The sequence below is a fragment of the uncultured Plantibacter sp. genome (assembly GCF_963518075.1).
In the GTDB taxonomy this organism is placed as follows: Bacteria; Actinomycetota; Actinomycetes; order Actinomycetales; family Microbacteriaceae; genus Plantibacter; species Plantibacter flavus_A.
Genome location: NZ_CAUQHZ010000013.1, coordinates 1 through 26,188, shown reverse-complemented (window position 1 = coordinate 26,188; position 26,188 = coordinate 1). Strand labels below are relative to the sequence as shown.

The window sequence follows — 26,188 nt, the reverse complement described above, 5'->3', positions numbered from 1 at the left end:
CGACTGGGACCCCAGGCGCCGAGAACGAGCACTCAGCAGGAGTTGTGAACGTCCCCCGATCAGGACGCGGGCGAGGAGGCCTGACGACGCCGGCGGGCGAGCAGGAGCGCGAGGGCTCCGAGCGCCACCACGCCACCGCCGAGGACCGCGGGAGCGATAGACGAGACGCCCGTGTCGGGCAGCCTGGCCGCAGCACCGGCCACCGGTTCGGCCATGACGACGCCGTCGGCACCGACGGTCACCTGACGCTGCAGGCTGTTCACGCCGGTCGCCGGGTCCCAGGTGCCGAGGTTCGCCGTCTGGACGGCGTACAGCGGGTTCGCCGCGACCGAGTCGTGCGTGGCCGGCAGCGACAGCGCGGTGTCGTAACGACCGGCCGGGACGTCGGCGAGTGACGCCTGGAGCGTGACGGTCTCCCCCGCGCCCCAGGTGCGGGCGTCCGAACCGAACGGGACGCGCACCGTGCGCTCGGCGTTCGACAGGACCAGGTAGGCGGGCCGGCTGTTGTACGGAGCCGCCCACCCGTCGTTCCGGACCGTGAGCGAGAGCGTGCCGTCCACGACCGAACTCTCGGTCATCACGAAGCGGTAGCCGAGTCGCTTCGCGGTGGTGTCGAGGTTCTCCTGGCCCCAGGACTGCAGGACGTCCTGCAGGTAGTCCCAGTTGAGGTAGCTGAAGTTGTAGCGTTCCATCTCGGCCGAGGCCGTCGCCCACTCCGACCGCGGCGGGTTCACGTTGCAGGTCTCACCGCCCACCGGCACCCAGTCGCCCTCCTGTGCGAGGTAGTCCTGATCGAGCGAGATCGGGTCGGACAGGTACGTGCCCCAGTCGTCGGGCGCCGCGAGGAAGCAGTCGTTGTGGTGGCCGATGCGCGAGATGGCGCTGCCGTCGAACGCCTGCGCCTCGGTGATGGCGCCGGCGGTCCCGGACGGCACCCCGAGGATGTTCTGCTTCATGTTCATGGTCCGCACCTGGATGGAGCGGTCGTCGGGAACCGCCTCGAGGAGCGCCTCGACGACCGCGCGACGCTTCGCCCAGTCCTCGTCCGTGAGCACACCGGGGTTCGCCGGGTCGGCGGCGAAGTGGTCCGTGTAGTAGCCCTCACCCCAGAGGCCGACGAAGCCGGCCTGCACGACGGAGATGACGTCCGCGTTGTCCTGGAAGATCGGCGTGAGCTGCTCGATGTGGGTGAGCACGATGTCGAGCGGCGCGTCGCCGTAGGGCGGCGTGTAGGGCCAGTCACCGCCCGCGAGGTACGCGAAGCGCGGGATGATCGAGATGCCGGCGGCGCGAGCCGCGTCGAAGTCCGCCTGGACGAGCGCGAGCCAGGCGGGGTCGAGGGTCGGCTCGGCCACGAAGCGTTCCATGTAGAAGACGCGGACGAGTTCGGTGATGCCCTCCTCGCGGTAGGCCGCCAGGGTGGCGACGTCGAGCGGCGTGTACCCCGGTCCGCCCTCGGTCCCCTCGGGGTAGTAGTGCGTGTTGTTCGTGTGGTCGAAGCCGCGCTCGGGATTCGCGATGATCGCGTCGCTCGGCTCGTAGGCGACCGTGTCGGCCGGTGTCGGGGCAGGTGCCTGCGCCGCGGCGCTCAGCGGGGTGGCGACGACGATGCCGCACGCGGCGAGCACGGCGACGAGACGGAGACGACGGTTCACGGGAACTCCAACGGGGTCCGGTGGTGCACGGAAGAGGTTGCCCACATCCTGCTGAACCGACACCCGAGGTGCAAGGGAATGCTCGAAACCGGGTCGAAGTGATCACTATCGCTTAGCGGTTCACCTCGGAACGCCGATCAGGTCGCCGCCCCCGCTCCCGCCTAGGACTTCGGTGCGCCCCCGCGCTTCCGCTTGTTCGCATCGATGGCGGGACGCTCCGCGACCACAGGCCAGGTGCCCGTGTGCCCCTCTCGTGCGGCCGCGGCGGCCAGGATTCGAGGCTTCGCCGCGAACCATCCGACGATGAGCAGCGGGATGAGGACGATGAGCGAGGCGAGGACCCAGCGGCCCGTCTCGGAGAAGCCCATGGTCACGAGGACGAACAGGAGGAACGCGAGCGTCAGATACGACGTGAACGGTGCCCCGAACAGGCGGAACGACGGCCGCTCGACCTTGCCCTGCTTCGCCCAGCGCTGCAGCTGGATCTGGCAGAGGATGATCGTCGCCCACCCGCCGATGATGCCGATCGCCGAGATCTCGAGCACGATCTCGAACGCCTTCGACGGGACGAGCGCGTTGAGGCCGACACCCAGCAGGGTGAGTGCCGCCGTGAGCAGGATGCCGCCGAAGGGGACGCCGTTCTTGCTCATCTTGCCGGTGAAGGCGGGAGCCGAGCCGTTGACGGCCATCGAGCGGAGGATGCGGCCCGTCGAGTACAGGCCGGCGTTGAGGCTCGACAGCGCTGCCGTCAGGACCACGAAGTTCATGACCGACGCCGAGATCGCACCGGCCTGCTCCGACCCGATGTGCGAGAAGAAGGTGACGAACGGGCTCTCGCCGGCCTCGTAGGCCGTGTACGGCAGCAGGAGCGAGAGGAGCAGCACCGAGCCGACGTAGAAGATCGCGATGCGGAAGATGACCGTGTTGACGGCCTTCGGCATGATCTTCTTCGGCTCCGCCGTCTCACCGGCAGCGGTTCCGACGAGTTCGATCGCCGCGTAGGCGAAGACCACGCCGGAGATCGCGATCATCGGTGCGAACGCCCCGACGGGGAACAGGCCACCGTTGTCGCCGATGACCGAGAACCCGACCGCGCCGATGTCGGTACGTCCGCCGAAGACGATGAAGCAGACGCCGACGATGAGGAAGATCACGAGCGCCGACACCTTGATGAGCGCGAACCAGAACTCCATCTCGCCGAACAGCTTCACCGACACGAGGTTGAGCGCGAGCACGATGACGAGGGCACCGAGTGCGAAGACCCACTGCGGGAAGTCCTCGAGTTCCTTCCAACCGAACAGCTTGCCGAAGGTCTTGATGTAGAGCGCGGCCGCGGTGACGTCGACGATCGAGGTCATCGCCCAGTTGAGGAAGTACAACCACCCCGCGCCGAACGCCATCTTCTCGCCGTAGAACTCACGCGCGTAAGAGATGAACGAGCCCGAAGACGGACGGTGGAGGACGAGTTCGCCGAGGGCGCGAAGGATGAGGAAGGCGAAGAACCCGCAGAGCGCGTACACGAGGATGAGCGCCGGGCCGGAGCTGTTCAGGCGACCACCCGCGCCGAGGAAGAGTCCGGTGCCGATCGCGCCGCCGATCGCGATCATCTGGATCTGCCGCGGCTTGAGGGTCTTGTGGTACCCCTCCTCCTCGCCGGAGAAGTCCTGCACGGCGAGCATCTCGTCGCCGACGGTCTCGCGGGATGCGGCCCAGTCTCCGGAACGTTCGTGTCGTGGGGTCGTGGCTTCGGTCATGTCGTCCCATCGGGTCGGGTCCGACGGGGCTCCGCCGGACTGGACGGTGGTATATCTCAGTCGCGCCCGCCCAAGAGTAGTCGCGATCGTTCGGCTTTTCCGGCCATCGCTGTCCATGCTTCGGAGGACAGGGGAGCTCCGGACGGACCGGTTCGGGGGATCAGGCGAGCAGGGCGGCGACGACGACGAGGACCGGCACGGAGAGGATCGTCGTCAGCAGGACGGTGTCGCGGGCGAGCGTGACACCCTGCTCGTACCGGCTGGCGAAGTTGTAGACGTTCTGGGCCGCCGGGAGGGCGGCGAGGACGACCGAGGCGAACAACGGCGTGCCACTCAGCCCGAACCCGAAGTGGGCGATGAGGTAGGCGAACCCGGGCATCACGACCGATTTGATCGCGGTCGCCACGAAGATCTCCCGACGTCCGCTGCCGGCCTGCAACGGCCGCATGCCGTGCAGTGACATGCCGAACGCCATCAGGATGAGCGGCACCGCCGCGCCCCCGAGGAGTTCGAACGGGGCCATGACCGGCTCGGGCAGTCGGACGCCGAACAGGTTGAGCACGACGCCGACGATCGACGCGACGATCATCGGATTGCGGAAGGGTTGCGTCACGACACCGAGGAAGGAGACGGAGCCGCGCTGTCTGACATCGAGGATGGTGAGGGCGATCGGAGCGAAGACGAGCAGCTGCAGCAGGATGACCGGGGCGACGTAGCCGGCCTCACCGAGGACGTAGACCGCCACCGGGATGCCGATGTTGTTGGCGTTGACGTAACCCGAGCCGAGTGCGCCGATCGTCGCGACGGAGAGGTCCTTGCGCAGCCACACGGCGTTCAGCAGCACGAAGAGTGCAGCGGCCGACAGGGCACTCGCGAGGGCGACCCAGATGAAACTGCTGAACACCTCGTGCAGGTCGGCCGTGGCGAGCACGGTGAACAGCAGCGCCGGGTTGGTGACGAAGAACGCCACCCGGTTGAGCACATGCCCGGTCGTCGGGCCCCCGACCTCGAGACGCCCGGCGAGGTAGCCGACGAGGATGACGGTGCCGATGATCGCGAACCCCGTCAGCACTCCACCCATGCCGTCCAGCCTAGGTGCAGCCCGCCCACCGGCCCGGTCGAGCCGACGGTTGTGGAGCGGGCGGCCGGCGTGGAGAATCTGGGGAGGAGAGCCGGGCACCACCATCGCCCCGCGATCCGCTCCCACCAGGAGCCCGCACCAATCACCCACGAGGAGATCCGACGATGACGTCATTCGACCCGGTCGCGTCCAGCGACGCGATGCACAGCACCACCCTCCCCCACGAACGCCTCTCCATCACCCGCGGACCGCGCTCCGGGCTGACCATCAGCGTCGCCCTGCACTCCACCGCCCTGGGGCCGGCCCTCGGCGGCGCGCGACTCTGGCGCTACGGGTCCTGGCTCGACGCCGTCGACGACTCCCTCCGCCTCGCCGCGGGGATGACGATGAAGAACGCGGCCGCCGGTCTCGCACACGGGGGCGGCAAGTCCGTCATCCACCTGCCCGTCGGCACGACCCTCGACCCCGCGGAGCGCCACGACGCGATGCTCGACCTCGGCGACGCGGTCGAAGCACTCGGCGGCGCGTACCGCACCGCGGAGGACGTCGGCACGACCGCCGACGACATGGCCGTCGTCGCCGAGCGGACCGACCACGTCAGCGGGCTGCCGGCCGACCGCGGAGGTGTCGGCGAACCGAGCGAGGCGACGGCGGCCGGCGTGTACGCGGCCATCACCGCAACGCTCGAGACGGTCTTCGGCACCCCGCTCGTCGCGGGCCACCGGGCGACGGTCTCCGGACTCGGCCAGGTCGGCGGCCGACTCGCCCGGCGCCTCGCGGCCGAGGGGGCACGCCTCATCGTCACCGACGTCGACCCACGCAAGCGCGCCCTCGCCGAGGAGATCGGCGCCAGCTGGATCGAACCGGGCGACGAGCACCTCGTCGAGACGGACCTCTTCGTGCCGTGCGGCGTCGGCGGCGCCCTGAACGCCCGGGTGATCGGCCAGCTGCGGTGTCGCGCCGTGGTCGGGGCGGCGAACAACCAGCTCGCCACCCGCGCCGACGCAGTGACCCTCGAGGAGCGCGGCATCCTGTGGGCGCCGGACTTCGTCGCGAACGCCGGCGGCGTGATCTACCTCGCCATGGCGTCCGAACCGGGCGCCGATGCCGCGGCCATCGAGCAGCGGGTGTCGGCGATCGGGCGGACCGTGCAGTCGATCTACCGGGACGCCGCTGCGGAGGGCGTCACGACGCTCGTCGCCGCCGAACGCCTCGCGATGGCCCGCATCGATGCGGCGAGCGGGGTCCTCACAGCGGTCTGACGACGGCGAACGGCCCGTCCACCCGGAGCGGGTGGACGGGCCGTCGGTCGCCAGTGTCAGGCGACGTCGAGGGATCGCGTCAGAGCTTGACGACCATCTTCCCGGTGTTGGCGCCCCGCATGAGGGCGAGGAACGCGTCGAGCGTGTGGTCGAGGCCCTCGTAGACGGTCTCGTCGAAGACGACGTCGCCGTTCTGCAACCAGGCACCCATCTCACCGGAGAACGCCGGGAAGTGCTGCGTGTAGTTGCCGACGGTGAAGCCCGTGAGGGTGAGCCCCCGGGTCACGATGTTCGACAGGTTGCGCGGGCCCTCGGCACGCTCGGTGTCGTTGATCTGCGAGATGACGCCGCAGAGCGCAGCGCGTCCACCGTCGTTGAAGGCGTCGATCGCCGCTTCGAGGTGCTCGCCCCCGACGTTGTCGAAGTACACGTCGATGCCGTCGGGTGCCGCGGCCGCGAGCTGCTCGGTGACGGGGCCGTCCTTGTAGTTGAACGCGGCGTCGTAGCCGTACTTCTCCGTCAGCAGGGCGACCTTCTCGGCCGATCCGGCCGAACCGATGACGCGCTTCGCGCCCTTGAGACGGGCGATCTGGCCGACCATCGTGCCGACGGCACCTGCCGCACCGGAGACGAACACCGTGTCGCCCTCTCGGAACTTGGCGACCTCGAGCAGACCGACGTACGCGGTGAGGGCCGTCATGCCGAGGACGCCGAGGTAGGCGGACAGCGGGACGCCGGGGAGCTCGGGGACGACGCGGAACCCGCCGGCGTCCTCCTGGACGAGGTCACGCCAGCCGAACTGGTGCAGGACGACGTCGCCGACGGAGAAGCCCTCGGCGGCCGACTCGACGACCCGGCCGATGGCTCCGCCGGTCATCGTCTCTCCGAGCTGGTACGGCGCGACGTAGGAGCGCGCGTCGTTCATGCGACCGCGCATGTAGGGGTCGACCGAGAGGAAGAGGTTCTGGACCCGGAGCTGGCCGGGCGCGAGCCCCGGGAGCTCGACGGAGACGGTCCGGAAGTCGGACTCGGTCGGCCACCCGACCGGTCGCGAGACGAGCTGGATCTGGGTGCTGAGCGCGGGGGTGTTCATGTGGTGCCTTTCCTTGGTGCGGTGATTCGATGCATCGGTGGGTGGGCGCAGCACGTCGTCGGGTTGCGGACGGGGTGACGCCGGGGCGTCGGGATGGGAGGTGTCAGACGACCAGCGCGATGATGAGCGCGATGAGTCCGAGCAGCGGGGTGGTCCCCTGGACGATCGCGGCGCGTGCCTTCGTGCGGTCCGAGGTGATGAGGACGAGCGAGGCCAGGAGCATGGAGCCGGCCGAGGCGAAGACGAGGGCCGCGCCGATACCGGTCGAGTCGGTGATCAGGAAGACGATGCCGACGATCGTGCCGATGGCGAGGAACAGGTTGTAGAAGCCCTGGTTGTACGCCATCCCTCGGGTGGTCTCGGCCTCGAGCTCCGAGGTGCCGAAGGTCTTGCGGGTGGCCGGCTCGGTCCAGCGCAGCGACTCGAGCACGAAGATGTAGACGTGCAGGAGGGCGGCGATGCCGACGAGGACGAGACTGACGACGAGCATGGAACGGCCTTCCGGGAGGTCGGGGTGGAGTCACTCGGGCTGAGCGACATTCTGTACCGATGGGTCTACTATAATAGTGGAACGCTCGGTACACAACCCACCCGTCCGGAGGACCGGCCGAGCCAGGAGGAGGCACCCATGGGACGCACGCAGGAGTTCGACACCGTCGCCGTCGTCCAGGCGGCGCGGGACGTCTTCTGGGACCGCGGGTACGAGGCGACCTCGCTCGCCGACCTCGAAGCGGCCACCGGTCTGCGGCGGTCGAGCCTGTACCACGCCTTCGACAGCAAGCGCGGACTGTTCGACGCCGCCGTGCAGGACTACCTCGACACCGTCATCCGACCGCGCCTCTCGGTGCTCGCGCGGGCGACGGACGGCAGAGCCGGGCTCACCACCTACTTCTCGGGCGTGCAGACCGTCATCGCGACGCTGCCCGACGACTCCCCCCGCCGCGGTTGCCTCCTCCTCAACAGCGCGGCCGGCCTCGCGGCCCACGACGATGCACTGCGCGAGGTCGTCGACGGCTACCGGGCCGAGCTCACCACCGCGGTCTCGGACGCCCTCGCCATCGCCCGTCCCGAGGCGGACGCGGACGAACTCGCCGCGGCCGCCCGGCAGCTCACCTCGTTGTCGGTCAGCGCGCTGCTGCTCGCCCGGGTCAACCGGGAGGAGGCCGTCGCCATCCTCGACGTCGCCGTCACGCAGGTCGGCAGCTGGTAGTGGACGCATAACACCGGAACCCTCCGGATGTCACCGGCGGACGCCAATGTGACGCTCTGTTTCGGCGGCCGAGAGCGGTCCGTCACCCTCGCGTAGCATGGCGGGCACCCCACCCCTGGAGCCCGAGACCCATGACGAACGCCGCCCCAAGCCCGCTCGCCGCGAGCTCGCCGGTCACCCGCGACGCCGTCCCCGTCGGCTCGGCGGATCGTGCCTCCACGGTCGCGTTCGCCGGGGTCGGCCGCACCTTCGCGAGCGGCGTCGGCAAACGCGCCGACGCCCCACGGCCCGTGCTGCGCGATGTCACGATCACCGCCGAGGCCGGTGAGGTCGTGGCGATCCTCGGCACGAGCGGCTGCGGCAAGTCCACCCTGCTGCGGATCGCGGCCGGTCTCGACCACCCGACCGCCGGCTCCGTGCTCATCGACGGCACGCCCGTCGACGGCATCGACCCGCGCACGGCCTTCGGTTTCCAAGAGCCTCGACTCCTCCCCTGGCGCACCATCGCGGCGAACGTCGCGCTCGGTCTTCCCAAGCGGACACCCGCAGCCGAAGGACGCGCCCGCGTCGCCGAGCTGCTCGAACTCGTCGGGCTCGCGGACTTCGCCGAGCACCGCCCACGGGAGGTCTCCGGCGGCATGGCGCAACGCGCCTCACTCGCCAGGGCCCTCGCCCGCCGGCCGGGCGTCCTGCTCCTGGACGAGCCGTTCGGCGCCCTCGACGCCCTCACCCGGCTGAAGATGCAGGACCTGCTGCTCGCCATCCACCTCGCCGCGCCCACGACCATCCTGCTCGTGACCCACGACGTCGACGAGGCCCTCCAGCTCGCCGACCGGGTCATCCTCCTGGGTCGCGAGGAGGGACAGCCCGGTTCGACCATCGCGCAGACCGTGACCGTCCCCGGCGACCGCCCGCGCGACCGCGGGTCGGCAGAGCTCGCCGAACTTCGCGGCCGTCTCCTCGACGGACTCGGCATCGACCGCCACGGTCTCGCCCGCGGCGACCAACGACTGCCGTCCATCCCGCACTTCCCGTACTGAGCCACCCACCACCTCCGCCGTCATCCCGCAACGATCCACAGCAAGGACCAACGCATGACCTCACGACGCCGCTTCACCATCTCCCGCGCCGGGCGCGCGGCCCTCGTCGCCGCGACCGCCGCCGCAGCACTCCTCCTCAGCGGCTGCGTGGCGGGCGAGAACGCTCCTGCGGCCGGCGGCGACAGCACCGCCGGCACCACCGAGGGCGGCACGCTCAACATCGACTTTGCGACCTACAACCCGCTCTCCCTCATCGTCAAGGACCAGGGCTGGCTCGAGGACGCCCTCGACGACCAGGACATCACCGTCAACTGGGTCCAGTCGGCCGGCTCCAACAAGGCCAACGAGGCGCTGCGGGCCGACGCGATCGACGTCGGGTCCACAGCCGGTTCCGCCGCGCTCCTGAACCGGGCGAACGGATCGGCCATCCAGGCGATCGACGTCTTCTCGCAGCCCGAGTGGTCGGCGATCGTCGTCGGCCAGGGCTCGACGATCACGGACGTCGCCGAACTCAAGGGCAAGAAGGTCGCCGCCACGAAGGGCACCGACCCCTACTTCTTCCTCCTGCAGGCGCTGGAGGAGGCCGGCCTGTCCGCCGCAGACGTCACGATCGAGAACCTCCAGCACGCCGACGGCTGGGCGGCCCTGCAGAACGGCTCCGTCGACGCCTGGGCCGGTCTCGACCCGATCATGGCCGGCGCCGAGGAGGCGGGCGCGAAGCTCATCTACCGCAACGTCGACTTCAACAGCTACGGCATCCTGGCCGCGACCGAGTCCTTCGTCGACGAGCGTCCGGACGTCGCGCAGACCGTCGTGAACGCCTATGAACACGCTCGTGAATGGGCCGCGTCGAACCCCGATGAGACGGCACAGATCCTCGCGGACGCCGCGGGCCTCGACCTCGCCGTGGCGACGAAGGTGATCACGGAGCGCTCGAACCTCGACGTCGACCCGGCCCCGGGCAAGGCCCAGGAGCAGGTCCTGTCGATCATCGGCCCGATCTTCGTGGAGTCCGGCGACGTGTCGTCGCAGGACAAGGTCGACGACGCCCTGGCCGACCTCTTCAACCCGAGCTTCGTGGACGACGCGGACCCGTCCGCCATCGGCGCGAAGTAGTCCGGCGCCTCAACCGTCCCGAGAGGAAACCATGACCGAGTTCGCCGGTCTCGGCACCACCGCAGCCGCGAGTGCCCAGGCGACCCAGTCCGGCCGCGACGCGCGCGCCGTCCTCGGGTCCCGCAGGATCGTCGTCGTCCTCGGCGGCTTCATCGTCCCCGTCGTCATCCTCGGAGCCTGGCAGCTCGTCACCGCGCTCGGCCTCGTGCCGGCCTCGCAACTCCCGGCACCCGCCGAGGTCTGGGCGGCCGGCGTGGACCTCGCGCAGCGCGGCTGGCTGCAGCAGGACGTCGCCATCTCGGTGCAGCGGGTCCTCATCGGCTTCCTCATCGGTGCGGTCCTCGGCCTCGTCCTCGGCGCGGTCGTGGGGCTCTCGCGCCTCGGCGACATCCTGCTGTCGACGACCTTCGCGGCGATCCGCGCCGTCCCGTCGCTCGCGTGGGTCCCGCTGCTCATCCTCTGGTTGAAGATCGGTGAGGAGTCGAAGATCACGCTCATCGCGATCGGCGCGTTCTTCCCGGTGTACACGACGGTCTCCGCCGCGCTCCGCCACGTGGACAAGCACCTGGTCGAGGCCGGCCGCGCCTTCGGCCTGAACGGTGTCGCGTTGTTCCGGACGGTGCAGCTGCCAGCCGTGACGCCCTCGGTCGTCTCCGGCCTCCGACTCGCGCTCGCGCAGTCGTGGCTGTTCCTCGTGGCGGCGGAGCTCATCGCCTCGTCCATGGGACTCGGATTCCGCCTGGTGGACTCGCAGAACAACGGCCGGGTCGACCGCATCTTCTTCGTCATCATCGTGCTCGCGCTGCTCGGCGCGATCACCGATGCGCTCGTCGGTGTACTCGACCGCTGGATCAAGCGCCGCTGGGGATAGCGGTCGGCCGTGCAGTTCCCCGGCGTGAACGGCCGAATGTTGCAGCGAAGTCGCTCCTGACGCAAGAAATCCGCACCCCCTCCGCCCCTACGCTCGAAGGAATCGTCACCCACCCCGGGCGACGCCTGCGCACGCGGAAGGAGGTTCACCATGTCGAACGTCGCCACCACCCACACGAAGAGCATCGTCGGAGAGCCGGAGGTCGTCGAAGACGCCGCCGCACTCGTCGGGCACCCGGCCTGGACGGACCTCAAGGCCGCCGCGACCGCGCTGCAGGCCGTCCAGGTGAAGGACGGCTCGATCCCTGAGTCGAGCGACCACGAGTCGGCGGCAGGGCACGTCGCCACGATCGTCGCGAGTGTCCGCGCCCTCGCTCCGAACTTCCCGCACGACGCCGAGTACCTCGACGCCCTCGTCGCCGACTTCGACCGCTGGGAGCGCGACGGCTTCGGCGTCCCGGACTTCCTCGACTCGCTCGTCGCCTTCCACCCCGAGCGGCACCGCGTGGACGGCCTGGCACACCTCGTCGTGTTCCCGATGGTCACGCAGAACGGTTCGACCGACCGCCACATCGAGGCCGTGCTCGTCGAGGTCATCTGGCCCGAGTTCATCGCCGCGCTCGAGGCCGGCGACTACACGAACGCACTCTTCGTGCCGATCCGCTTCCTCGACTTCACGCCGGGGTACGACACGAACTCCGCGGTCCTCTTCCCCGAGACGGTCGCGATGCGCGCGATCCCGGCGTTCACCTGGGGCGCGATCTTCCAGGACCGCGAGGCGGCCCGGTACCGTCGGGTCGTCCGAGCCGCGGCCGAGATCACCAAGCTCGACCTCCCCGCCGACGCCGCGTCCCTCCTGGACGACCAGCAGCTGGCCGAGGAGACCTTCGTCATGTGGGACCTCATCCACGACCGCACGCACATGCGCGGTGACCTCCCGTTCGACCCGTTCATGATCAAGCAGCGGATGCCGTTCTTCCTGTACTCGCTCGAGGAGCTGCGCTGCGACCTCACGGCGTTCCGCGAGTCGGTCCGGCTGGAGCGCACGCTGACGACCCGAGCGGAGACCGAGACGCTCGACGCGGCGGACGTGGCGATCCTCGAGCACGCGAAGCTCGTCCAGTACGCGATCATCTTCGACCGCATCTTCCGGTTCGCCATCACCGGCTCGCGCGTCCGGAACTACGACGGCGTCGGCGGCCAGCTGCTGTTCGCGTGGATGCACCAGCACGGCGTGCTGCACTGGACCGACACGAGACTCACGATCGACTGGGACGAGGTCCCCGACGTGGGCGTGCGGCTCGGCGAGAGCATCGACGAGCTGTACTGGCGATCGATCGACCGTCCGAAGACCGCGCACTGGCTCGCCGCGTACGAGCTCGTCCGGACGACGCTGACGCCGCACCCCGCGTCGCAGTGGGCGCGTGGGCTGTCGGACGAGATCCTCAGCGGACCGCCGCGTGGACTCACCGACGCGGTCCTCGACGACGAGTTCCCCCTGTCGATGTTCTACGAGGCGCTCGGCAAGAAGATGGCGGACGTCATCACGTCGACCGCCGGGATCACGGGGCGATCCGCGGCCTGACCCGACCGTGCCGCGGAGGAGCCCGGAGCAGCACTCTCCTGAGTGCCGCTCCGGGCTCTTGCTCGAGGCCGGGCCGCCGCGCTCCGTCGCTCGACGGATGTCCCCGGCGGGGCGTCGCGCTAGCGTGGACGGCATGAGCGAGCCCGCCGTCGACCAGCAGGAGGACCGCCGGGTCGACCCCTACGACGCCGAGTGGCGACGTCCGGCCGCGACGCCGTCGGAACAGCGGTCCGACGTCATCCTCGCCATCGCGCTCGGCGTCGGCACCCTCCTCAGCCTCACGCTGTACACGATCGCCGGGTTCTACCCCGAGCCCGCACCGATGTGGGCGTCCGTCCTCTGGGCGATCGGCATCACCGCGCCGCTCGCGTTCCGTCGCCGCTTCCCGTGCTCCGTCTCGATCGTCGTCGCCGTCATGTTCATCGTGGGCGGCACGGTGCTCGTACCCGAGGTCCTCTTCACGAACATCACCCTGTTCCTCGCGATCTACACGGTCGGGGCGTGGGTCCCGAACCGACGTCGCGCCGCACTCGTCCGCGTGCTCATCATCGTCGCCATGTTCGTCTGGCTGCTCGTCTCCATGTTCATCCAGGCGACCGACCCCGACGCGTTGCCGAGCCTCTCCCGGGTGGGGCTCTTCTCACCCCTCGTGGCCTTCATCCTCATCCAGATCCTGACGAACATCCTCTACTTCGGAGCCGCGTACTTCTTCGGCGAGCGTGTCTACCAGTCCTCCCGGGAACGGGCCGCGCTCGAGCAGCGCACAGCCGAGCTCGAGGCGGAGCGCGCCCGGTCCGCCCGGCAGGCGGTCGCGCTCGAGCGGGTGCGGATCGCACGCGAGCTGCACGACGTGGTCGCCCACCACGTCTCGGTCATGGGGGTGCAGGCCGGTGCCGCGCGCACCGTGCTCGATGCGAACCCGGCCGCCGCGCGGGATGCACTCACGAACGTCGAGCTCGGCGCACGGAGCGCGATCGACGAGCTGCGCAAGATGCTCGGCACCCTCCGCGCGCACGGCGAACCGACCGACGAGGAGAGCAGCCCGTCGACCGTCGGCGTCGGCCAGCTGGGCCGGCTCGCCGACGAGTCGACGGCGAACGGGCTGCCGACGAGGTTCGAACTCGTGGGCACACCGGTCCCGATCCCGGCCGTCGTCTCGTTCAACCTGTACCGGATCGCGCAGGAGGCGCTCACGAACGCCCGCAAGTACGGTGGCACCACGGCGACCGCCGAACTCAGGCTCCGCTATCTGGACGACGCGGTCGAGCTCGAGGTCACGAACACGGGGACCGTCCCGACGGTGGCCCGCCGCGGTGGGCTCGGGCTCATCGGGATGCGGGAGCGCGTGGCGTCGTCAGGCGGCGTCCTCGAGGTCGGGGCACGCGCCCGCGGCGGCTTCCTCGTGCGGGCCGCCATCCCGCTCGGCCGGCCGGGCGACCAGGCGATGGAGCCCGTCGCCGCGTCCATCGCCGACGCCCGCCTCGCCTCCTCCGCCGCAGGACGACCCCAGACCGCCACCACGAAGGACCAGGCATGACCGAGCAGCCCACCCGCATCCTCCTCGTCGACGACCAGGAGCTGCTGCGTGCGGGCTTCCGCATCATCCTGGGCTCACAGCCCGGGATCGAGATCGTCGGCGAGGCGTCGGACGGCGCCGAGGCCGTCGCGCTCGCGACGACGCTCGCGCCGGACGTGATCTGCATGGACGTCCAGATGCCGGGCATGGACGGTCTCGAGGCCACCCGTCGGATCGTCGCGGATCCTGAGGTGCACGCCGCCGTCCTCATCCTCACCACCTTCGACCGCGACGACTACCTCGCCGAGGCGCTCCGGGCCGGTGCGAGCGGGTTCCTCCTGAAGAACTCCTCGCCGGAGGAACTCGTCGCAGCGGTCTCGGTGATCGCGGGCGGGGAGGCGCTCCTCTCGCCGGCGGTCACCCGCCGGGTCATCGAGGGGTTCACCCGGCAGGCCCCCGCCGTCGAAGACGCCGTGGAGGATCACACCGCCCCGGCCGGGCCGACGACCGGCGCAGACTACGACCAGCTGACGGAGCGCGAACGCGAGGTCCTGCAACTGGTCGCCCAGGGCCTGTCCAACCAGGAGATCGCGACCACGCTCTTCGTCGGCGAGGCGACCGTGAAGTCGCACGTCTCGAAGGTGTTGCAGAAGCTCGCCCTCCGCGATCGCATCCAAGCGGTCATCTACACCTACGAGCACGGGCTGGCGTCACCGCGCAGCTGAGGGTTCGCTCCGTCTCCGCGCAACCCCGTCGGTCGGTCGGATGCGAGGAGTAGCGTGACGACCATGGAATTTCGATACCTCGGCAACAGCGGACTCAAGATCTCAGAGATCATCTTCGGCAACTGGCTGACCCACGCCTCGCAGGTGGAGAACGACGTCGCCACGGCGAGCGTTCGCGCCGCCCTCGACGCCGGCATCACCACCTTCGACACGGCCGACGCCTACGCCAACACGGCGGCGGAGCAGGTGCTCGGCGACGCCCTCAAGGACGAACGACGCGCGAGCCTGGAGATCTTCACGAAGGTCTACTGGCCCACCGGCCCGAAGGGGCACAACGACGTCGGGCTGTCGCGCAAGCACATCATGGACTCGATCGACGGTTCGCTCACGCGTCTCGGCACCGACTACGTCGACCTCTACCAGGCCCACCGCTACGACAGCGAGACGCCGCTCGAGGAGACGATGCAGGCCTTCGCCGACGTCGTCCGGGCGGGCAAGGCGCTCTACATCGGTGTGAGCGAGTGGAACGCCGAGCAGCTGCGCGCCGGCCACGCCCTGTCCAAGGAGCTGGGCTTCCAGCTCATCTCGAACCAGCCGCAGTACTCGATGCTGTGGCGGGTCATCGAGGAGGAGGTCGTCCCCACCTCGCGCGAACTCGGCATCTCCCAGATCGTCTGGTCGCCGGTGGCGCAGGGCGTCCTCAGCGGCAAGTACCTGCCGGGTGCAGAGCTCCCGCAGGGCAGCCGGGCCACCGACGAGAAGGGCGGCGCCGACACCATCAAGCGCTTCCTCGACGACGAGGTGCTCACGGCCGTCCAGCAGCTGAAGCCCATCGCCGACGAGCTCGACCTCACCATGGCGCAGCTGGCGCTCGCCTGGGTGCTGCACAACGACAACATCGCCGGTGCGATCGTCGGGGCCTCGCGTCCCGAGCAGGTCACCGCGAACGCCGCCGCGGCCGGTGTGAAGCTCGACGACGCGGTCATCGCCCGCATCGACGAGGCCATCGGCTCCGTCGCCGAGACCGACCCCTCGAAGACGGTCTCCCCGGAGTCCCGCCCCGCCTGATCCAGCGCTCAGCTGGTCCACGACGCCCGGTATCCCCCACTCGACGGAGAAGGGGACCGGGCGTCGTCGCGTCAACCCGTCCTGCGGCGGATGCCGGTGGCACACTGCGCCGCGTAGCGTGATCGCCATACCGGGAGAACCCGACGCAGGACACTCGGTCCAGCACGCAGATCACAGGAGGCGGCCGATGCTCGAACTCAGCCACATCGACAAGTCGTACGGCGAGCGGAAGGTGCTCGACGACGTCAGCTTCCAGGTCGCCCCCGGCCGCATGACGGGGTTCGTCGGCGGGAACGGCGCCGGCAAGACGACGACGATGCGCATCCTGCTCGGTGTCCTCGCCGCGAACGCCGGGACCGTCACCCTCGACGGCACCCCGCTCACCCCGGAGGACCGCCGCCGGTTCGGCTACATGCCGGAGGAGCGCGGCCTGTACCCGAAGATGCGGGTCGAGGAACAGCTCGTCTACCTGGCCCGTCTCCACGGGTTCACGACCCACGCCGCCAAGCGCAACGCCGGCGAACTGCTCGAGCGCCTCGGCCTCGGCGAGCGCCGGAACGACGCCCTCGAGAGCCTGTCGCTCGGCAACCAGCAGCGGGCGCAGATCGCCGCGGCGCTCGTCCACCACCCGGACGTCCTCGTCCTCGACGAGCCGTTCTCGGGCCTCGACCCGATGGCGGTCGACGTGGTCGTCGGTGTGCTCAGCGAGTTCGCCGCAGACGGCTCCCCCGTCCTGTTCTCCAGTCACCAGCTCGACATCGTGGAGCGCCTCTGCGACGACCTCGTGATCATCGCCGGTGGCAGGATCCGCGCCTCCGGCTCGCGCGAGTCACTCCGCGAAGCCCATGCCGGCAACCGCTACGAGCTGCTCACCGCGGCCGACACCGGCTGGCTGCGCGAGCGTCCGGGGATCTCCGTCGTCGACTTCGACGGCGGCTACGCCCTCTTCGACGCCGACGACGCCCAGGCGGCGCAGGCCGTGCTCCGTGAGGCGCTGACCCAGGGCGACGTCACGAGCTTCGCCCCCCTCCGACCCACCCTCGCCCAGATCTTCAAGGAGGTCATCCAGTGACCACGGCAACCGAGTCCCCGATCCAGCCCGCCGGTCGTCGTCGCTCCGGCCCGGCCTCCCCGAGCCTCGTGCAGAGCATCGGTCTCGTCGCCGAGCGCGAGGTCAGGATGCGACTGCGGAGCAAGACGTTCCTCATCTCGACGGGCATCCTCCTCCTCGTGATCCTCGCCGGCATCGTCGTCGGTGGGTTCCTCGCGAAGAACACCGCCTCGGAGACCACGAAGATCGCGGTCGTGGGGAACGCGGGTGCGGGACTCGTCGACGGCAAGACCTTCGACGTGACCGAGGCGGCCGACGTCGCCGCCGCTGAAGCCCTCGTGAAGTCGGGCGACGTCGAGGCGGCGATCGCACCCGCCACCGACGACAACCCCACCGGGGTCCAGGTCATCTTCGACTCCGAGGCCTCCAACACGCTCATCATGCAACTGAGCGCGCAGCCGCAGGTCACCATCCTCGATCCCGACGCCGACGCCTCCGCCGGCTTCCTGCTCTACATCGTGTCGCTCGGATTCGGTCTCGTGTTCTTCGTCTCCGCCACCACCTTCGGGGCGTCGATCGCGCAGAGCGTCGTCGAGGAGAAGCAGACCCGCGTCGTCGAGATCCTCATGTCCGCCATCCCCGTGAAGGCGCTCCTCGCCGGCAAGGTGCTCGGCAACAGCATCCTGGCGTTCGGGCAGATCCTGGCGATCGCTGCGCTGTCGGTGATCGGGCTGACGGTGACGGGCCAGACGGAGCTGCTCGCAGGACTCGGGACCCCGGTCGTCTGGTTCGTGGTGTTCTTCGTGCTCGGCTTCATCCTGCTGGCGGCGCTGTTCGCCGCCGCCGGATCGCTGGTCTCGCGTCAAGAGGACATCGGTTCGACGACGACCCCGATTACGATGCTGATCATGATCCCGTACTTCGCCGTCATCTTCTTCAACGACAACCCGGTGGTGATGACGATCATGTCCTACGTGCCGTTCTCGGCAGCCGTGGGCATGCCCGTCCGTCTCTTCGTCGGCTCGGCGCAGTGGTGGGAGCCGATCCTGTCCCTGCTGATCCTCGCGATCACGGCGGCGCTCGTCATCCTCGTCGGCTCGCGGATCTACGAGAACTCGCTGCTCAAGATGGGCGGCCGGGTCAAACTGACGGAAGCGCTCAAGGCATGAGCGGGCTCGGCGGGATCGACGAGGTCTTCAACCCGGGTGCCTTCGAGGCCAAGCAGTTCCTCGACGCCGAGCAGCGCCTCCCCGCGCCGGCCCCGCTCGCGGGCGACCCGGCGGGCGACATCTACGGCGACGACCCCATCGTGCTCGACCTCGTCGACGAGGACGAAGAGGACCAGGACGCCCGGCTGACGCCCGAACAGGCCGCCGCGCTCGCGGCCGAGCAGCCGGCTCAGCCCTCCGCCGAGGACGAGCAGCAGGCCGCCGTCGCATCCTCGATCGCCGTGCACGCGCTCGCCTACGAGCACGCGCTGGCGCAGGAGACCCCGGACGCGGAGCCGGAGCCCGGTGCGCACGCCGACGTCGACGCCGCGATCGACGCCGTGCCCGAGGAGAGCGTCCCCTCCTCCGACGGCCCGCGTCACGCCGCCGACTGACCTCGCTTCTCGGTTCACCATTCAGGAGCGCCGCGGCGCGTCCCGGCCCTCGCACCTGCCGCGGTGACGCCACGCCCGAGCGCTCCTGAATCGTGAACATGCCCGACGGCGACCCGAGCACGCAGGAAGTCGGCCCGCGATGCACGGAAGCTGCGTGTGGCATGCGCGAGGATGGATCAGTGACCGATTCTCTGCATGACACCAGCATCCGCGGCTTCGCCTCCGACAACTACTCCGGCGTCCACCCCGAGATCCTCGACGCCCTCGCGGCGGCCAACGGCGGCCACCAGATCGCCTACGGTGAGGACGACTACACCCGTCGGCTGCACGAGGTCTTCGCCGATCACTTCGGCCGCGACGTCGCCGTGTTCCCCGTCTTCAACGGCACCGGCGCGAACGTCGTCGGCCTGCAGTCCATGCTCCCGCGCTGGGGTGCCGTCATCTCGGCGTCGACCGCGCACATCAACTCCGACGAGGGCGGCGCGCCGGAGCGGGTCGGTGGCATCAAGCTCCTGACGGTCGACGCCCCCGACGGCAAGCTCACGCCCGACCTCATCGACCGCGAGGCGTGGGGCTGGGGCGACGAGCACCGTGCACAGCCGCTCGTCGTCTCGATCACGCAGACCACCGAGCTCGGCACCCTGTACACGCCCGAGGAGATCCGCGCGATCGCCGACCACGCGCACGGTCATGGCATGAAGCTGCACCTCGACGGAGCCCGCATCGCCAACGCCGCAGCAGCCCTCGGCGTCCCACTGCGCGCGTTCACCGCCGATGCCGGCGTCGACGTGCTGTCCTTCGGTGGGACGAAGAACGGGCTCATGTTCGGCGAGGCCATCGTCGTGCTCGAACCGTCGGCATCGGAGGGCCTCGTCTACCTGCGGAAGCTCAACATGCAGCTGGCGTCGAAGATGCGCTTCGGTGCGGCGCAGCTCATCGCCCTGCTCGAGCCGGCGGCTGACGGTGGCGACGGGCTCTGGCTCCGCTCCGCGACCCACGCCAACGCGATGGCCGCGCGCCTCCGCACCTCCCTCGAGGCCCTCATCGCCGCCGGCGAGGCACCGGGACTCGGCTTCAGCCAGCCGACGCAGGCCAACGCCGTGTTCGCGACCCTTCCCGCGGGCGTCCCCGACCGTTTGCGGGAACGCTTCCGCTTCTACGACTGGGACGCCGCGAAGGGCGAGGTCCGCTGGATGTGCTCGTTCGACACCACCGAGGACGACATCGACGCGTTCGTCGCCGCGATCCGCGAGGAACTCGCCCGCGCGTAGCGGCCGGTCACGATGCCGGCAGGCCTCTGCGCGTCGACCCCCGATATGGCAAGGTTGGAGATCGGGCTTCCAACCGGATGAGAGAGACGGTCATGCACTATCAGTCGACGCGGGGCCACGATCTGCCCCAGCACTTCTCGGACATCCTCCTCGGCGGGCTCGCCCCGGACGGGGGCCTGTACCTCCCGGCCGAGTACCCGCAGCTGACCGCTGAGGAGCTCGAGTCGTGGCGCGAGCTGTCCTACGCCGACCTCGCGTACGCCGTGCTGTCGAAGTTCGCCGACGACATCCCCGCAGCCGACCTCCAGGACATCGCCCGTCGCACCTACACCGCCGAGGTGTACTCGAACGGCCGCGCCGGCGACGACGCCTCGCTCATCACCCCGCTGCGTATCCTCGGTGAGGAGGGCGGCACCGAGCTGCAACTCCTCGGCCTCTCGAACGGCCCGACGCTCGCCTTCAAGGACATGGCGATGCAGCTGCTCGGCAACCTCTTCGAGTACACGCTCGCGAAGAGCGGCGACGAGCTCAACATCCTCGGCGCGACCTCCGGCGACACCGGGAGCGCGGCCGAGCACGCCATGCGCGGCAAGACGGGGATCCGGGTCATCATGCTGAGCCCGCACGGCCGCATGAGCAGCTTCCAGCGCGCGCAGATGTTCAGCCTCCAGGACGACAACATCGTGAACCTCGCCGTCGAGGGCAACTTCGACGACTGCCAGGACATCGTGAAGGCCGTCTCGAAGGACGCTCCGTTCAAGGCGCTCCACGCCGTCGGTACGGTCAACTCGATCAACTGGGCCCGCGTCGTCGCGCAGGTCGTGTACTACGTACACGGCTGGCTCCTCGCGACCGACGGTCCGGGCCAGAAGGTGTCGTTCTCGGTGCCGTCCGGCAACTTCGGCAACGTCTGCGCCGGGCACATCGCCCGCTCCATGGGGCTGCCGATCGACCAGCTCGTCGTCGCGACGAACGAGAACGACGTCCTCGACGAGTTCTTCCGCACGGGCGTCTACCGCCCACGCTCGGCGGCCGAGACGCACCACACGTCGAGCCCGAGCATGGACATCTCGAAGGCGTCCAACTTCGAGCGTTTCCTCTACGACCTCGTCGGTCAGGACGCGACCCGCCTCGGTGAGCTGTTCCGGTCCCTCGACGAGGAGGGCGGGTTCGACCTCTCCGGGACGCCCGAGTTCGAGCGGATCAGCGAGTTCGGCTTCGTCTCTGGCCGCAGCACCCACGCCGACCGCGTCGCCACCATCCGCGACGTGCACGAGCGCTACGGCGTCACGATCGACCCGCACACCGCCGACGGCGTCACGGTCGCCCGTCGCCACCTGCGCGAGGGCGTCCCGATGCTCGTGCTCGAGACCGCGCTGCCGGCGAAGTTCGCCGAGATCGTCCGCGAGGCGCTCGGCGAGGAGCCGGAGCGTCCCGAGGCGTTCGAGGGCATCGAGGGTCTCGAGCAGCGATTCGAGATCGTCCCGGCCGACGTCGACCGCATCAAGGCGATCATCGCGCAGCACACCGGCCGCTGACCCGCCCCGCTCCCTGAGCCCGTCCCGGCCCCGATCCCTGAGCCGACTCGGTCCGTGAGCTCGCGCAGGTCCCTGAACCTGCGTCGGTCCCTGAGCCCGCGCCGGTCCGTGAGCCCGCGCCGGTCCCTGAGCCCGCGCAGGTCCCTGAGCCTGTCGAAGGGCATCCGACCGCGCCGTCGACACCGCGTCCGGTCCGGCGGGGAACACGGAGGATAGGCGTCCGGCGTCCCGGAGCCAAGCCCCAGCGACGACCCGGCGTCCGCTCTACGCTGCCCTCATGAGCAATCCCATGGATCCAGCAGCAGCAGACGCCCAGCGCGACGCCCTCGCCCACGGCGGTCCGGGCGCCCAGGCACACGTGCCCGGTGAGGACCAGACCGACAGCTCGGTCGGCGGTGTCGTTCCCGACGGCGGTGCGGTCGACCGCTCGGCCGACGACGCGGCCCCCGGCGACGGCGGTCTGAGCAACGCCGGTGACGGCGTCGGTGGTGACGACGTCGTCGGCGACGCCGGACTCGACGACGCGGACACCGAGGATGCCGTCGAAGACCTCGACGACCAGGACGACCTCGCCGACCGCGCGCCCGTCGGCGACAGCTTCGGCGAGGGCCCGGAGTAGCTCCGCGGTCCCTGAGCCTGTCGAAGGGCACTCCCGCTCAAGTCACTCCGGTCCCTGAGCCTGTCGAAGGGCACCCCCGCCCGAATCCCCCCGGTCCCTGAGCCTGTCGAAGGGCGCTCAGGGGACCAGGATGAGCTTCCCGCTCGGGTGACCCGACTCGCTCTCGCGGTGCGCCTCGGCGGCCTCGGCGAGGGGCCGGACGGTGCCGAGTTCGAAGTGGAACCGTCCCTGCTCGACGAGGGACGCGACCGCCGGGATCGCCTCCGCCCGCCAGGCCTGCTCCTGCTCCGTGAGCGGGAGCGGGTTTCCGCCGGACCACGCCTGGATCCCGAGGTCGGCCGCCTTCGCGCCGACGACGATCGTGCCGATGTGCTGACGGTCCTCGACCAGCTCGAACGAGGCCTCGAGCGCCTCGTCGGTGCCGACGGCGTCGAGCACACGGTCGACACCCTGCGGAGCGGCCTCGCGCACGCGCTCCACGAGCCCGGGACCGTAGGTGACGGGGATCGCCCCCAGCTCCCGCAGACGTGCGTGGTTCCCTTCGCTCGCGGTGGCGACGACGGTCGCTCCCCAAGCCACGGCGAACTGCACGGCGGCGTGCCCCACCGAGCCCGACCCACCGTGGATCAGGAGGGTCGTCCCCTCGGTCACGCCGAGCGAGCGCAGTGCTTGATAGGCCGTGCTCACGGGGATGCCGATCGCCGCCGCCTCCTCGAAGGAGATGGCAGCCGGTTTGCGGATGATCTGGTCGGGTGTGACGACGACGTGGGTCGCATACGTCCCGGAGGCGTTGACGACGACGACCTCGTCGCCGATCGACCAGCCGTCGACCCCGTCGCCGACCTCGACGACGACGCCGGCGCCGTCGCTCCCGACGCGTCGGGTGCCCTGCAGCTCACCGCCGCGGAGGCCGCTGCGGAGCTTCCAGTCGATCGGGTTCACGCCCGCGGCTCGCACCTCGACGACGAGTTCGCCGGGGCCCGCCTGAGGCGTCGGCACCTCGACGAGTTCGAGGACGTCGGCCGAGCCGAGCTGCTGGTACTGGATGACGGTCGCCATGTCGTTCCCTTCCCGAGATGCGCCTGCGCACCCCTGATCGGCGTCCGCCACGCTTCGCGGCGGCCCTCCGAGGCTACTCCCGACGCTCCTCCACAGCCCCTCGGAACCTCCGGACCGTGACGCCGCATGACCCGCGGATGGCACCGGCACCGGACTCCCGCGTAGCGTTGCAGCATGCCTCCCACTGATGGATCGACGTCCGCGGCGCCCGCCGCCACCATCGCGAACCTCCTCGCCGAGACCCGCAGCTACGCACCGCCGACCGACCTCGCCCGGACGGCGAACGTCGGCCCGGAGGAGTGGGCCCGCGCGGCCGCCGACCCCGTGGCGTTCTGGGAGGAGCAGGCCCGACGCCTCGACTGGGTCACTCCGTGGGACACGGCGCACACGTGGGACCCGGCCCGACCGGTCGACGGGTCCGACCCGACGGACCCCGAGCCCGAGCTCACGGTCCCCGCCGCCACCTGGTTCGCCGGGGGAACGCTCAACGTGGCGGTCAACTGCGTCGACCGCCACGTCGATGCCGGACGAGGCGACAAGGTCGCCCTCCACTTCGAGGGCGAGCCGGGCGACCGCCGCTCCATCACCTACGCCGAGTTGCAGCGCGAGGTCGCGAAGGCCGCCAACGCCCTGACGGCACTCGGCATCGGGCAGGGCGACCGCGTCGTCATCTACCTGCCGGTCATCCCCGAGACGGTCATCGCCACCCTCGCCGTCGCGCGCATCGGCGCCATCCACTCCCTCGTGTTCGGTGGGTTCTCCGCCGAGGCGCTGCGCTTCCGGGTGGAGGACACCGAGGCGAAACTGCTCATCACCACCGACGGCCAGTACCGCCGGGGTACCGCTGTGCCCGTCAAGCAGAACGCCGACGCCGCCGTCGACGGTGTGCCGTCCGTCGAGCACGTGCTCGTCGTCGCACGCACGGGCGACGAGACGCCGAACGTGCCTTGGACCCCCGGTCGCGACGTCTGGTGGCACGACACCGTGGGTGTCGCCGCCGACACCCACGAGGCCGAGGCGTTCGATGCGGAGAACCCGCTCTTCATCATCTACACGAGCGGCACCACCGGGAAGCCCAAGGGACTCGTCCACACCTCGGGTGGCTATCTCACACAGGCGTCCTGGACCCACTGGGCGATCTTCGACGCCAAGGAGGACGACGTCCACTGGTGCACCGCCGATCTCGCCTGGGTCACCGCACACACCTATGAGATCTACGGTCCGCTCTCGAACGGGCTCACCCAGGTGATCTACGAGGGCACGCCGAACACCCCGCACCAGGCACGGCACTTCGAGATCATCGAGCGCTACGGCGTGACGACGTACTACACGGCACCCACGCTCATCCGGACCCTCATGACGTGGTTCCCCGAGGGGCCGCCCGCCGAGTACGACCTCTCGACCCTCCGGCTCCTCGGCACCGTCGGTGAGGCGATCAACCCCGAGGCCTGGATGTGGTTCCGCGAGCGCATCGGGCGCGGCGAGACCCCGGTCGTCGACACCTGGTGGCAGTCGGAGACGGGGTCGGCCGTCATCGCACCGCTCCCCGGCGCGACCACGATCAAGCCGGGTTCCGGCAGTCGCGCACTCCCCGGCCTGGAGGCGTTGGTCGTCGACGAGGACGGCGAGACGGTGCCGTATGGATCCGGCGGGTACCTGGTCGTCAGCCGCTTCGGGCCCTCGCTCGCACGCACGGTCTGGGGCAACCCGGAGCGCTACCGCGACTCGTACTGGGCGAAGTACTGGAGGCAGGGCTACTTCTTCTCCGGCGACGGCGCGAAGTGGGACGAGGACGGCGACATCTGGGTCCTCGGGCGCGTCGACGACGTCATCAACGTCTCGGGCCACCGCCTGTCGACCATCGAGATCGAATCGGCCCTCGTGTCGCATCCCCACGTGGGCGAGGCCGGCGTCGTCGGCGTGCACGACCCGATCACGGGGAGCGCGATCGCCGCGTTCGTCATCCCCTCCTCGCGGACTCACGGGCCCGAGGCCGACGGCGAGGCGTACTGGTTGGATCGCTCTGCGGCACTCCGCGAGGCACTGCGCTCCCACGTGGCGAACGAGATCGGCCCGATCGCGAAGCCTCGCGACGTCTTCGTGGTCCCAGACCTGCCGAAGACCCGCTCGGGGAAGATCATGCGGCGTCTGCTCGGCGACATCGTCGACCAGCGGCCCCTCGGCGACTCGACGTCGCTGCAGGACGAAGCGGCCCCGCACCGGATCGCCGAGATCGTCACTGCTGCACGGACCCCTCGAACCCGGGAATAGCGCCTCGATCGATGCAGTTGCATCCATCGTCAATGGCGACGCAGCCTCTGTCCACTTCCCTTGTTCCGCTTGGAGACCGCATGTCCATCGTCACCCGTACCGCCCAGACCGACGCCCCCATCCTCGACGTCCTCGCCGACCGGTGGAGCCCCCGCTCCTTCGTGAGCGAGCCCGTCGCCGCCGCGAAGATGGCCTCGGCCCTGGAAGCCGCGCGTTGGTCGCCGAGCGCCAACAACGTGCAGCCCTGGCGGTTCATCGTCGGCACCAAGGGGACCGCCACGTTCGACGCGATCGCTGAGCAGCTGGTGGCGTTCAACCGAGGGTGGGCCGCTCAGGCGGGCGCGCTCATCGTCGCCGTCGCCGAGACGGTCGACGACGAGGGGAACGAGCGTCCCTGGGCCATCTACGACCTCGGCCAGGCGATGGCGCACTTGAGCGTCCAGGCCCACAGCGACGGCCTCTTCGCACACCAGATGGCCGGTTTCTCCGCCGACGGCATCCGCGAGGCGTTCTCGCTGCCGGACGGCCTCCTTCCGTTCACCGTCACCGCGCTCGGCGAGCTCGGCGACCCGGAGCTCCTGCCCGAGGGCATGCTCCGCGACCGCGAGACCGCTCCGCGCGAGCGTCGTCCGCTCGCCGACCTCGTGATCGTCCAGGAGTAGTCCGCTCGGTTCCTGCACCACCACGCTGCGCAGTCCGGTCCGCCGGGCTGCGCAGTCGTCGTTCGCGGGGACCTAGGGCGCCGTTACAGCCCCGCGACGAGGTTGATGACGGTCGCGAGGATCACGGAGCCGAAGAGGT

General features: G+C 70.0%; 23 protein-coding genes. 17 read left to right on the top strand and 6 right to left on the bottom strand.

Annotated elements, in window-relative coordinates; translation table 11 throughout:
* Window positions 1-59: 59 nt before the first annotated feature.
* From RWN05_RS14650 to RWN05_RS14640, 3 genes are all read right to left on the bottom strand, one after another.
* Window positions 60-1,655: a DUF4832 domain-containing protein gene (locus RWN05_RS14650; protein WP_314140079.1), complete on the bottom strand. Its 1,596-nt coding sequence runs from the start codon at window positions 1,653-1,655 to the stop codon at window positions 60-62.
* Between the two features lie 161 nt (window positions 1,656-1,816).
* Window positions 1,817-3,409, bottom strand: a complete 1,593-nt coding sequence (locus RWN05_RS14645) for an amino acid permease (RefSeq protein ID WP_399543066.1) — start codon at window positions 3,407-3,409, stop codon at window positions 1,817-1,819.
* A gap of 160 nt (window positions 3,410-3,569) precedes the next feature.
* Window positions 3,570-4,490 (bottom strand): AEC family transporter, encoded by a 921-nt coding sequence (locus RWN05_RS14640; RefSeq protein ID WP_071262228.1) that lies wholly within the window; start codon window positions 4,488-4,490, stop codon window positions 3,570-3,572.
* Between the two features lie 164 nt (window positions 4,491-4,654).
* On the opposite strand from RWN05_RS14640, the gene RWN05_RS14635 reads away from it, so the two are divergent.
* A complete protein-coding gene (locus RWN05_RS14635) occupies window positions 4,655-5,752 on the top strand; it encodes a Glu/Leu/Phe/Val dehydrogenase dimerization domain-containing protein (protein ID WP_314140077.1) in 1,098 nt (365 codons plus the stop codon).
* A 79-nt stretch (window positions 5,753-5,831) separates the two neighbouring features.
* Here the strand turns inward: RWN05_RS14635 and RWN05_RS14630 are convergent, their stop codons facing one another.
* Together RWN05_RS14630 and RWN05_RS14625 are read right to left on the bottom strand one after the other, a co-directional pair.
* A complete protein-coding gene (locus tag RWN05_RS14630) occupies window positions 5,832-6,845 on the bottom strand; it encodes an NADP-dependent oxidoreductase (RefSeq protein WP_314140076.1) in 1,014 nt (337 codons plus the stop codon).
* A gap of 103 nt (window positions 6,846-6,948) precedes the next feature.
* A complete protein-coding gene (locus RWN05_RS14625) occupies window positions 6,949-7,335 on the bottom strand; it encodes a DUF1304 domain-containing protein (RefSeq protein ID WP_314140075.1) in 387 nt (128 codons plus the stop codon).
* 138 nt (window positions 7,336-7,473) lie between these two features.
* On the opposite strand from RWN05_RS14625, the gene RWN05_RS14620 reads away from it, so the two are divergent.
* From RWN05_RS14620 to RWN05_RS14555, 14 genes are all read left to right on the top strand, one after another.
* Window positions 7,474-8,055 (top strand): helix-turn-helix domain-containing protein, encoded by a 582-nt coding sequence (locus tag RWN05_RS14620; RefSeq protein ID WP_314140074.1) that lies wholly within the window; start codon window positions 7,474-7,476, stop codon window positions 8,053-8,055.
* 131 nt (window positions 8,056-8,186) lie between these two features.
* Window positions 8,187-9,095, top strand: coding sequence for an ABC transporter ATP-binding protein (locus tag RWN05_RS14615; RefSeq protein WP_121291539.1), 909 nt, complete (start codon window positions 8,187-8,189; stop codon window positions 9,093-9,095).
* 54 nt (window positions 9,096-9,149) lie between these two features.
* Window positions 9,150-10,211 carry an aliphatic sulfonate ABC transporter substrate-binding protein gene (locus tag RWN05_RS14610; RefSeq protein WP_314140072.1) on the top strand — a complete coding sequence of 354 codons (1,062 nt, stop codon included), beginning with the start codon at window positions 9,150-9,152 and terminating at the stop codon, window positions 10,209-10,211.
* A 31-nt stretch (window positions 10,212-10,242) separates the two neighbouring features.
* Window positions 10,243-11,082, top strand: a complete 840-nt coding sequence (locus RWN05_RS14605; protein WP_314140071.1) for an ABC transporter permease — start codon at window positions 10,243-10,245, stop codon at window positions 11,080-11,082.
* Between the two features lie 150 nt (window positions 11,083-11,232).
* Window positions 11,233-12,666 (top strand): DUF6421 family protein, encoded by a 1,434-nt coding sequence (locus RWN05_RS14600; RefSeq protein ID WP_314140070.1) that lies wholly within the window; start codon window positions 11,233-11,235, stop codon window positions 12,664-12,666.
* Window positions 12,667-12,799: 133 nt separating this feature from the next.
* Window positions 12,800-14,203, top strand: a complete 1,404-nt coding sequence (locus RWN05_RS14595) for a sensor histidine kinase (RefSeq protein ID WP_314140068.1) — start codon at window positions 12,800-12,802, stop codon at window positions 14,201-14,203.
* Window positions 14,200-14,907 (top strand): response regulator transcription factor, encoded by a 708-nt coding sequence (locus RWN05_RS14590; RefSeq protein WP_079001312.1) that lies wholly within the window; start codon window positions 14,200-14,202, stop codon window positions 14,905-14,907. The genes RWN05_RS14595 and RWN05_RS14590 overlap by 4 nt, the downstream gene beginning before the upstream one ends.
* 63 nt (window positions 14,908-14,970) lie before the next feature.
* Window positions 14,971-15,975, top strand: coding sequence for an aldo/keto reductase family protein (locus RWN05_RS14585; protein WP_175116453.1), 1,005 nt, complete (start codon window positions 14,971-14,973; stop codon window positions 15,973-15,975).
* Window positions 15,976-16,162: 187 nt separating this feature from the next.
* Window positions 16,163-17,047, top strand: coding sequence for an ABC transporter ATP-binding protein (locus tag RWN05_RS14580; protein WP_064295522.1), 885 nt, complete (start codon window positions 16,163-16,165; stop codon window positions 17,045-17,047).
* The gene (locus tag RWN05_RS14575; protein WP_314140066.1) at window positions 17,044-18,195 is read left to right on the top strand and encodes an ABC transporter permease; all 1,152 of its coding nucleotides are present in this window, start codon (window positions 17,044-17,046) and stop codon (window positions 18,193-18,195) included. Before RWN05_RS14580 ends, RWN05_RS14575 begins: the two co-directional genes overlap by 4 nt.
* Complete coding sequence (locus RWN05_RS14570) at window positions 18,192-18,629, top strand: hypothetical protein (protein ID WP_175116454.1); 438 nt, start codon at window positions 18,192-18,194, stop codon at window positions 18,627-18,629. Before RWN05_RS14575 ends, RWN05_RS14570 begins: the two co-directional genes overlap by 4 nt.
* Before the next feature lie 161 nt (window positions 18,630-18,790).
* The gene (locus tag RWN05_RS14565; RefSeq protein ID WP_175116455.1) at window positions 18,791-19,900 is read left to right on the top strand and encodes a low specificity L-threonine aldolase; all 1,110 of its coding nucleotides are present in this window, start codon (window positions 18,791-18,793) and stop codon (window positions 19,898-19,900) included.
* Between the two features lie 92 nt (window positions 19,901-19,992).
* On the top strand, window positions 19,993-21,438 hold the full coding sequence (gene thrC / locus RWN05_RS14560; protein WP_175116456.1) for a threonine synthase: 1,446 nt from the start codon (window positions 19,993-19,995) through the stop codon (window positions 21,436-21,438).
* Between the two features lie 277 nt (window positions 21,439-21,715).
* Window positions 21,716-22,057 carry a hypothetical protein gene (locus RWN05_RS14555; RefSeq protein WP_147427131.1) on the top strand — a complete coding sequence of 114 codons (342 nt, stop codon included), beginning with the start codon at window positions 21,716-21,718 and terminating at the stop codon, window positions 22,055-22,057.
* Window positions 22,058-22,174: 117 nt separating this feature from the next.
* Here RWN05_RS14555 and RWN05_RS14550 read toward each other — a convergent pair whose 3' ends face one another.
* Window positions 22,175-23,116, bottom strand: a complete 942-nt coding sequence (locus RWN05_RS14550; protein WP_121291532.1) for an NADP-dependent oxidoreductase — start codon at window positions 23,114-23,116, stop codon at window positions 22,175-22,177.
* Between the two features lie 174 nt (window positions 23,117-23,290).
* On the opposite strand from RWN05_RS14550, the gene acs reads away from it, so the two are divergent.
* A complete protein-coding gene (gene acs, locus RWN05_RS14545; RefSeq protein ID WP_314140061.1) occupies window positions 23,291-25,387 on the top strand; it encodes an acetate--CoA ligase in 2,097 nt (698 codons plus the stop codon).
* 80 nt (window positions 25,388-25,467) lie between these two features.
* Window positions 25,468-26,049: a nitroreductase family protein gene (locus RWN05_RS14540; RefSeq protein ID WP_064295515.1), complete on the top strand. Its 582-nt coding sequence runs from the start codon at window positions 25,468-25,470 to the stop codon at window positions 26,047-26,049.
* The last annotated feature ends 139 nt before the right edge of the window (window positions 26,050-26,188 follow it).

Coding starts and splice junctions, on each gene's coding strand:
- RWN05_RS14645 (WP_399543066.1), bottom strand. CDS start 3,409: ATGACCGAAGCCACGACCCCACGACACGAACGTTCCGGAGACTGGGCC.
- RWN05_RS14640 (WP_071262228.1), bottom strand. CDS start 4,490: ATGGGTGGAGTGCTGACGGGGTTCGCGATCATCGGCACCGTCATCCTC.
- RWN05_RS14635 (WP_314140077.1), top strand. CDS start 4,655: ATGACGTCATTCGACCCGGTCGCGTCCAGCGACGCGATGCACAGCACC.
- RWN05_RS14630 (WP_314140076.1), bottom strand. CDS start 6,845: ATGAACACCCCCGCGCTCAGCACCCAGATCCAGCTCGTCTCGCGACCG.
- RWN05_RS14625 (WP_314140075.1), bottom strand. CDS start 7,335: ATGCTCGTCGTCAGTCTCGTCCTCGTCGGCATCGCCGCCCTCCTGCAC.
- RWN05_RS14620 (WP_314140074.1), top strand. CDS start 7,474: ATGGGACGCACGCAGGAGTTCGACACCGTCGCCGTCGTCCAGGCGGCG.
- RWN05_RS14615 (WP_121291539.1), top strand. CDS start 8,187: ATGACGAACGCCGCCCCAAGCCCGCTCGCCGCGAGCTCGCCGGTCACC.
- RWN05_RS14610 (WP_314140072.1), top strand. CDS start 9,150: ATGACCTCACGACGCCGCTTCACCATCTCCCGCGCCGGGCGCGCGGCC.
- RWN05_RS14605 (WP_314140071.1), top strand. CDS start 10,243: ATGACCGAGTTCGCCGGTCTCGGCACCACCGCAGCCGCGAGTGCCCAG.
- RWN05_RS14600 (WP_314140070.1), top strand. CDS start 11,233: ATGTCGAACGTCGCCACCACCCACACGAAGAGCATCGTCGGAGAGCCG.
- RWN05_RS14595 (WP_314140068.1), top strand. CDS start 12,800: ATGAGCGAGCCCGCCGTCGACCAGCAGGAGGACCGCCGGGTCGACCCC.
- RWN05_RS14590 (WP_079001312.1), top strand. CDS start 14,200: ATGACCGAGCAGCCCACCCGCATCCTCCTCGTCGACGACCAGGAGCTG.
- RWN05_RS14585 (WP_175116453.1), top strand. CDS start 14,971: ATGGAATTTCGATACCTCGGCAACAGCGGACTCAAGATCTCAGAGATC.
- RWN05_RS14580 (WP_064295522.1), top strand. CDS start 16,163: ATGCTCGAACTCAGCCACATCGACAAGTCGTACGGCGAGCGGAAGGTG.
- RWN05_RS14570 (WP_175116454.1), top strand. CDS start 18,192: ATGAGCGGGCTCGGCGGGATCGACGAGGTCTTCAACCCGGGTGCCTTC.
- RWN05_RS14565 (WP_175116455.1), top strand. CDS start 18,791: ATGCGCGAGGATGGATCAGTGACCGATTCTCTGCATGACACCAGCATC.
- thrC (WP_175116456.1), top strand. CDS start 19,993: ATGCACTATCAGTCGACGCGGGGCCACGATCTGCCCCAGCACTTCTCG.
- RWN05_RS14555 (WP_147427131.1), top strand. CDS start 21,716: ATGAGCAATCCCATGGATCCAGCAGCAGCAGACGCCCAGCGCGACGCC.
- RWN05_RS14550 (WP_121291532.1), bottom strand. CDS start 23,116: ATGGCGACCGTCATCCAGTACCAGCAGCTCGGCTCGGCCGACGTCCTC.
- acs (WP_314140061.1), top strand. CDS start 23,291: ATGCCTCCCACTGATGGATCGACGTCCGCGGCGCCCGCCGCCACCATC.
- RWN05_RS14540 (WP_064295515.1), top strand. CDS start 25,468: ATGTCCATCGTCACCCGTACCGCCCAGACCGACGCCCCCATCCTCGAC.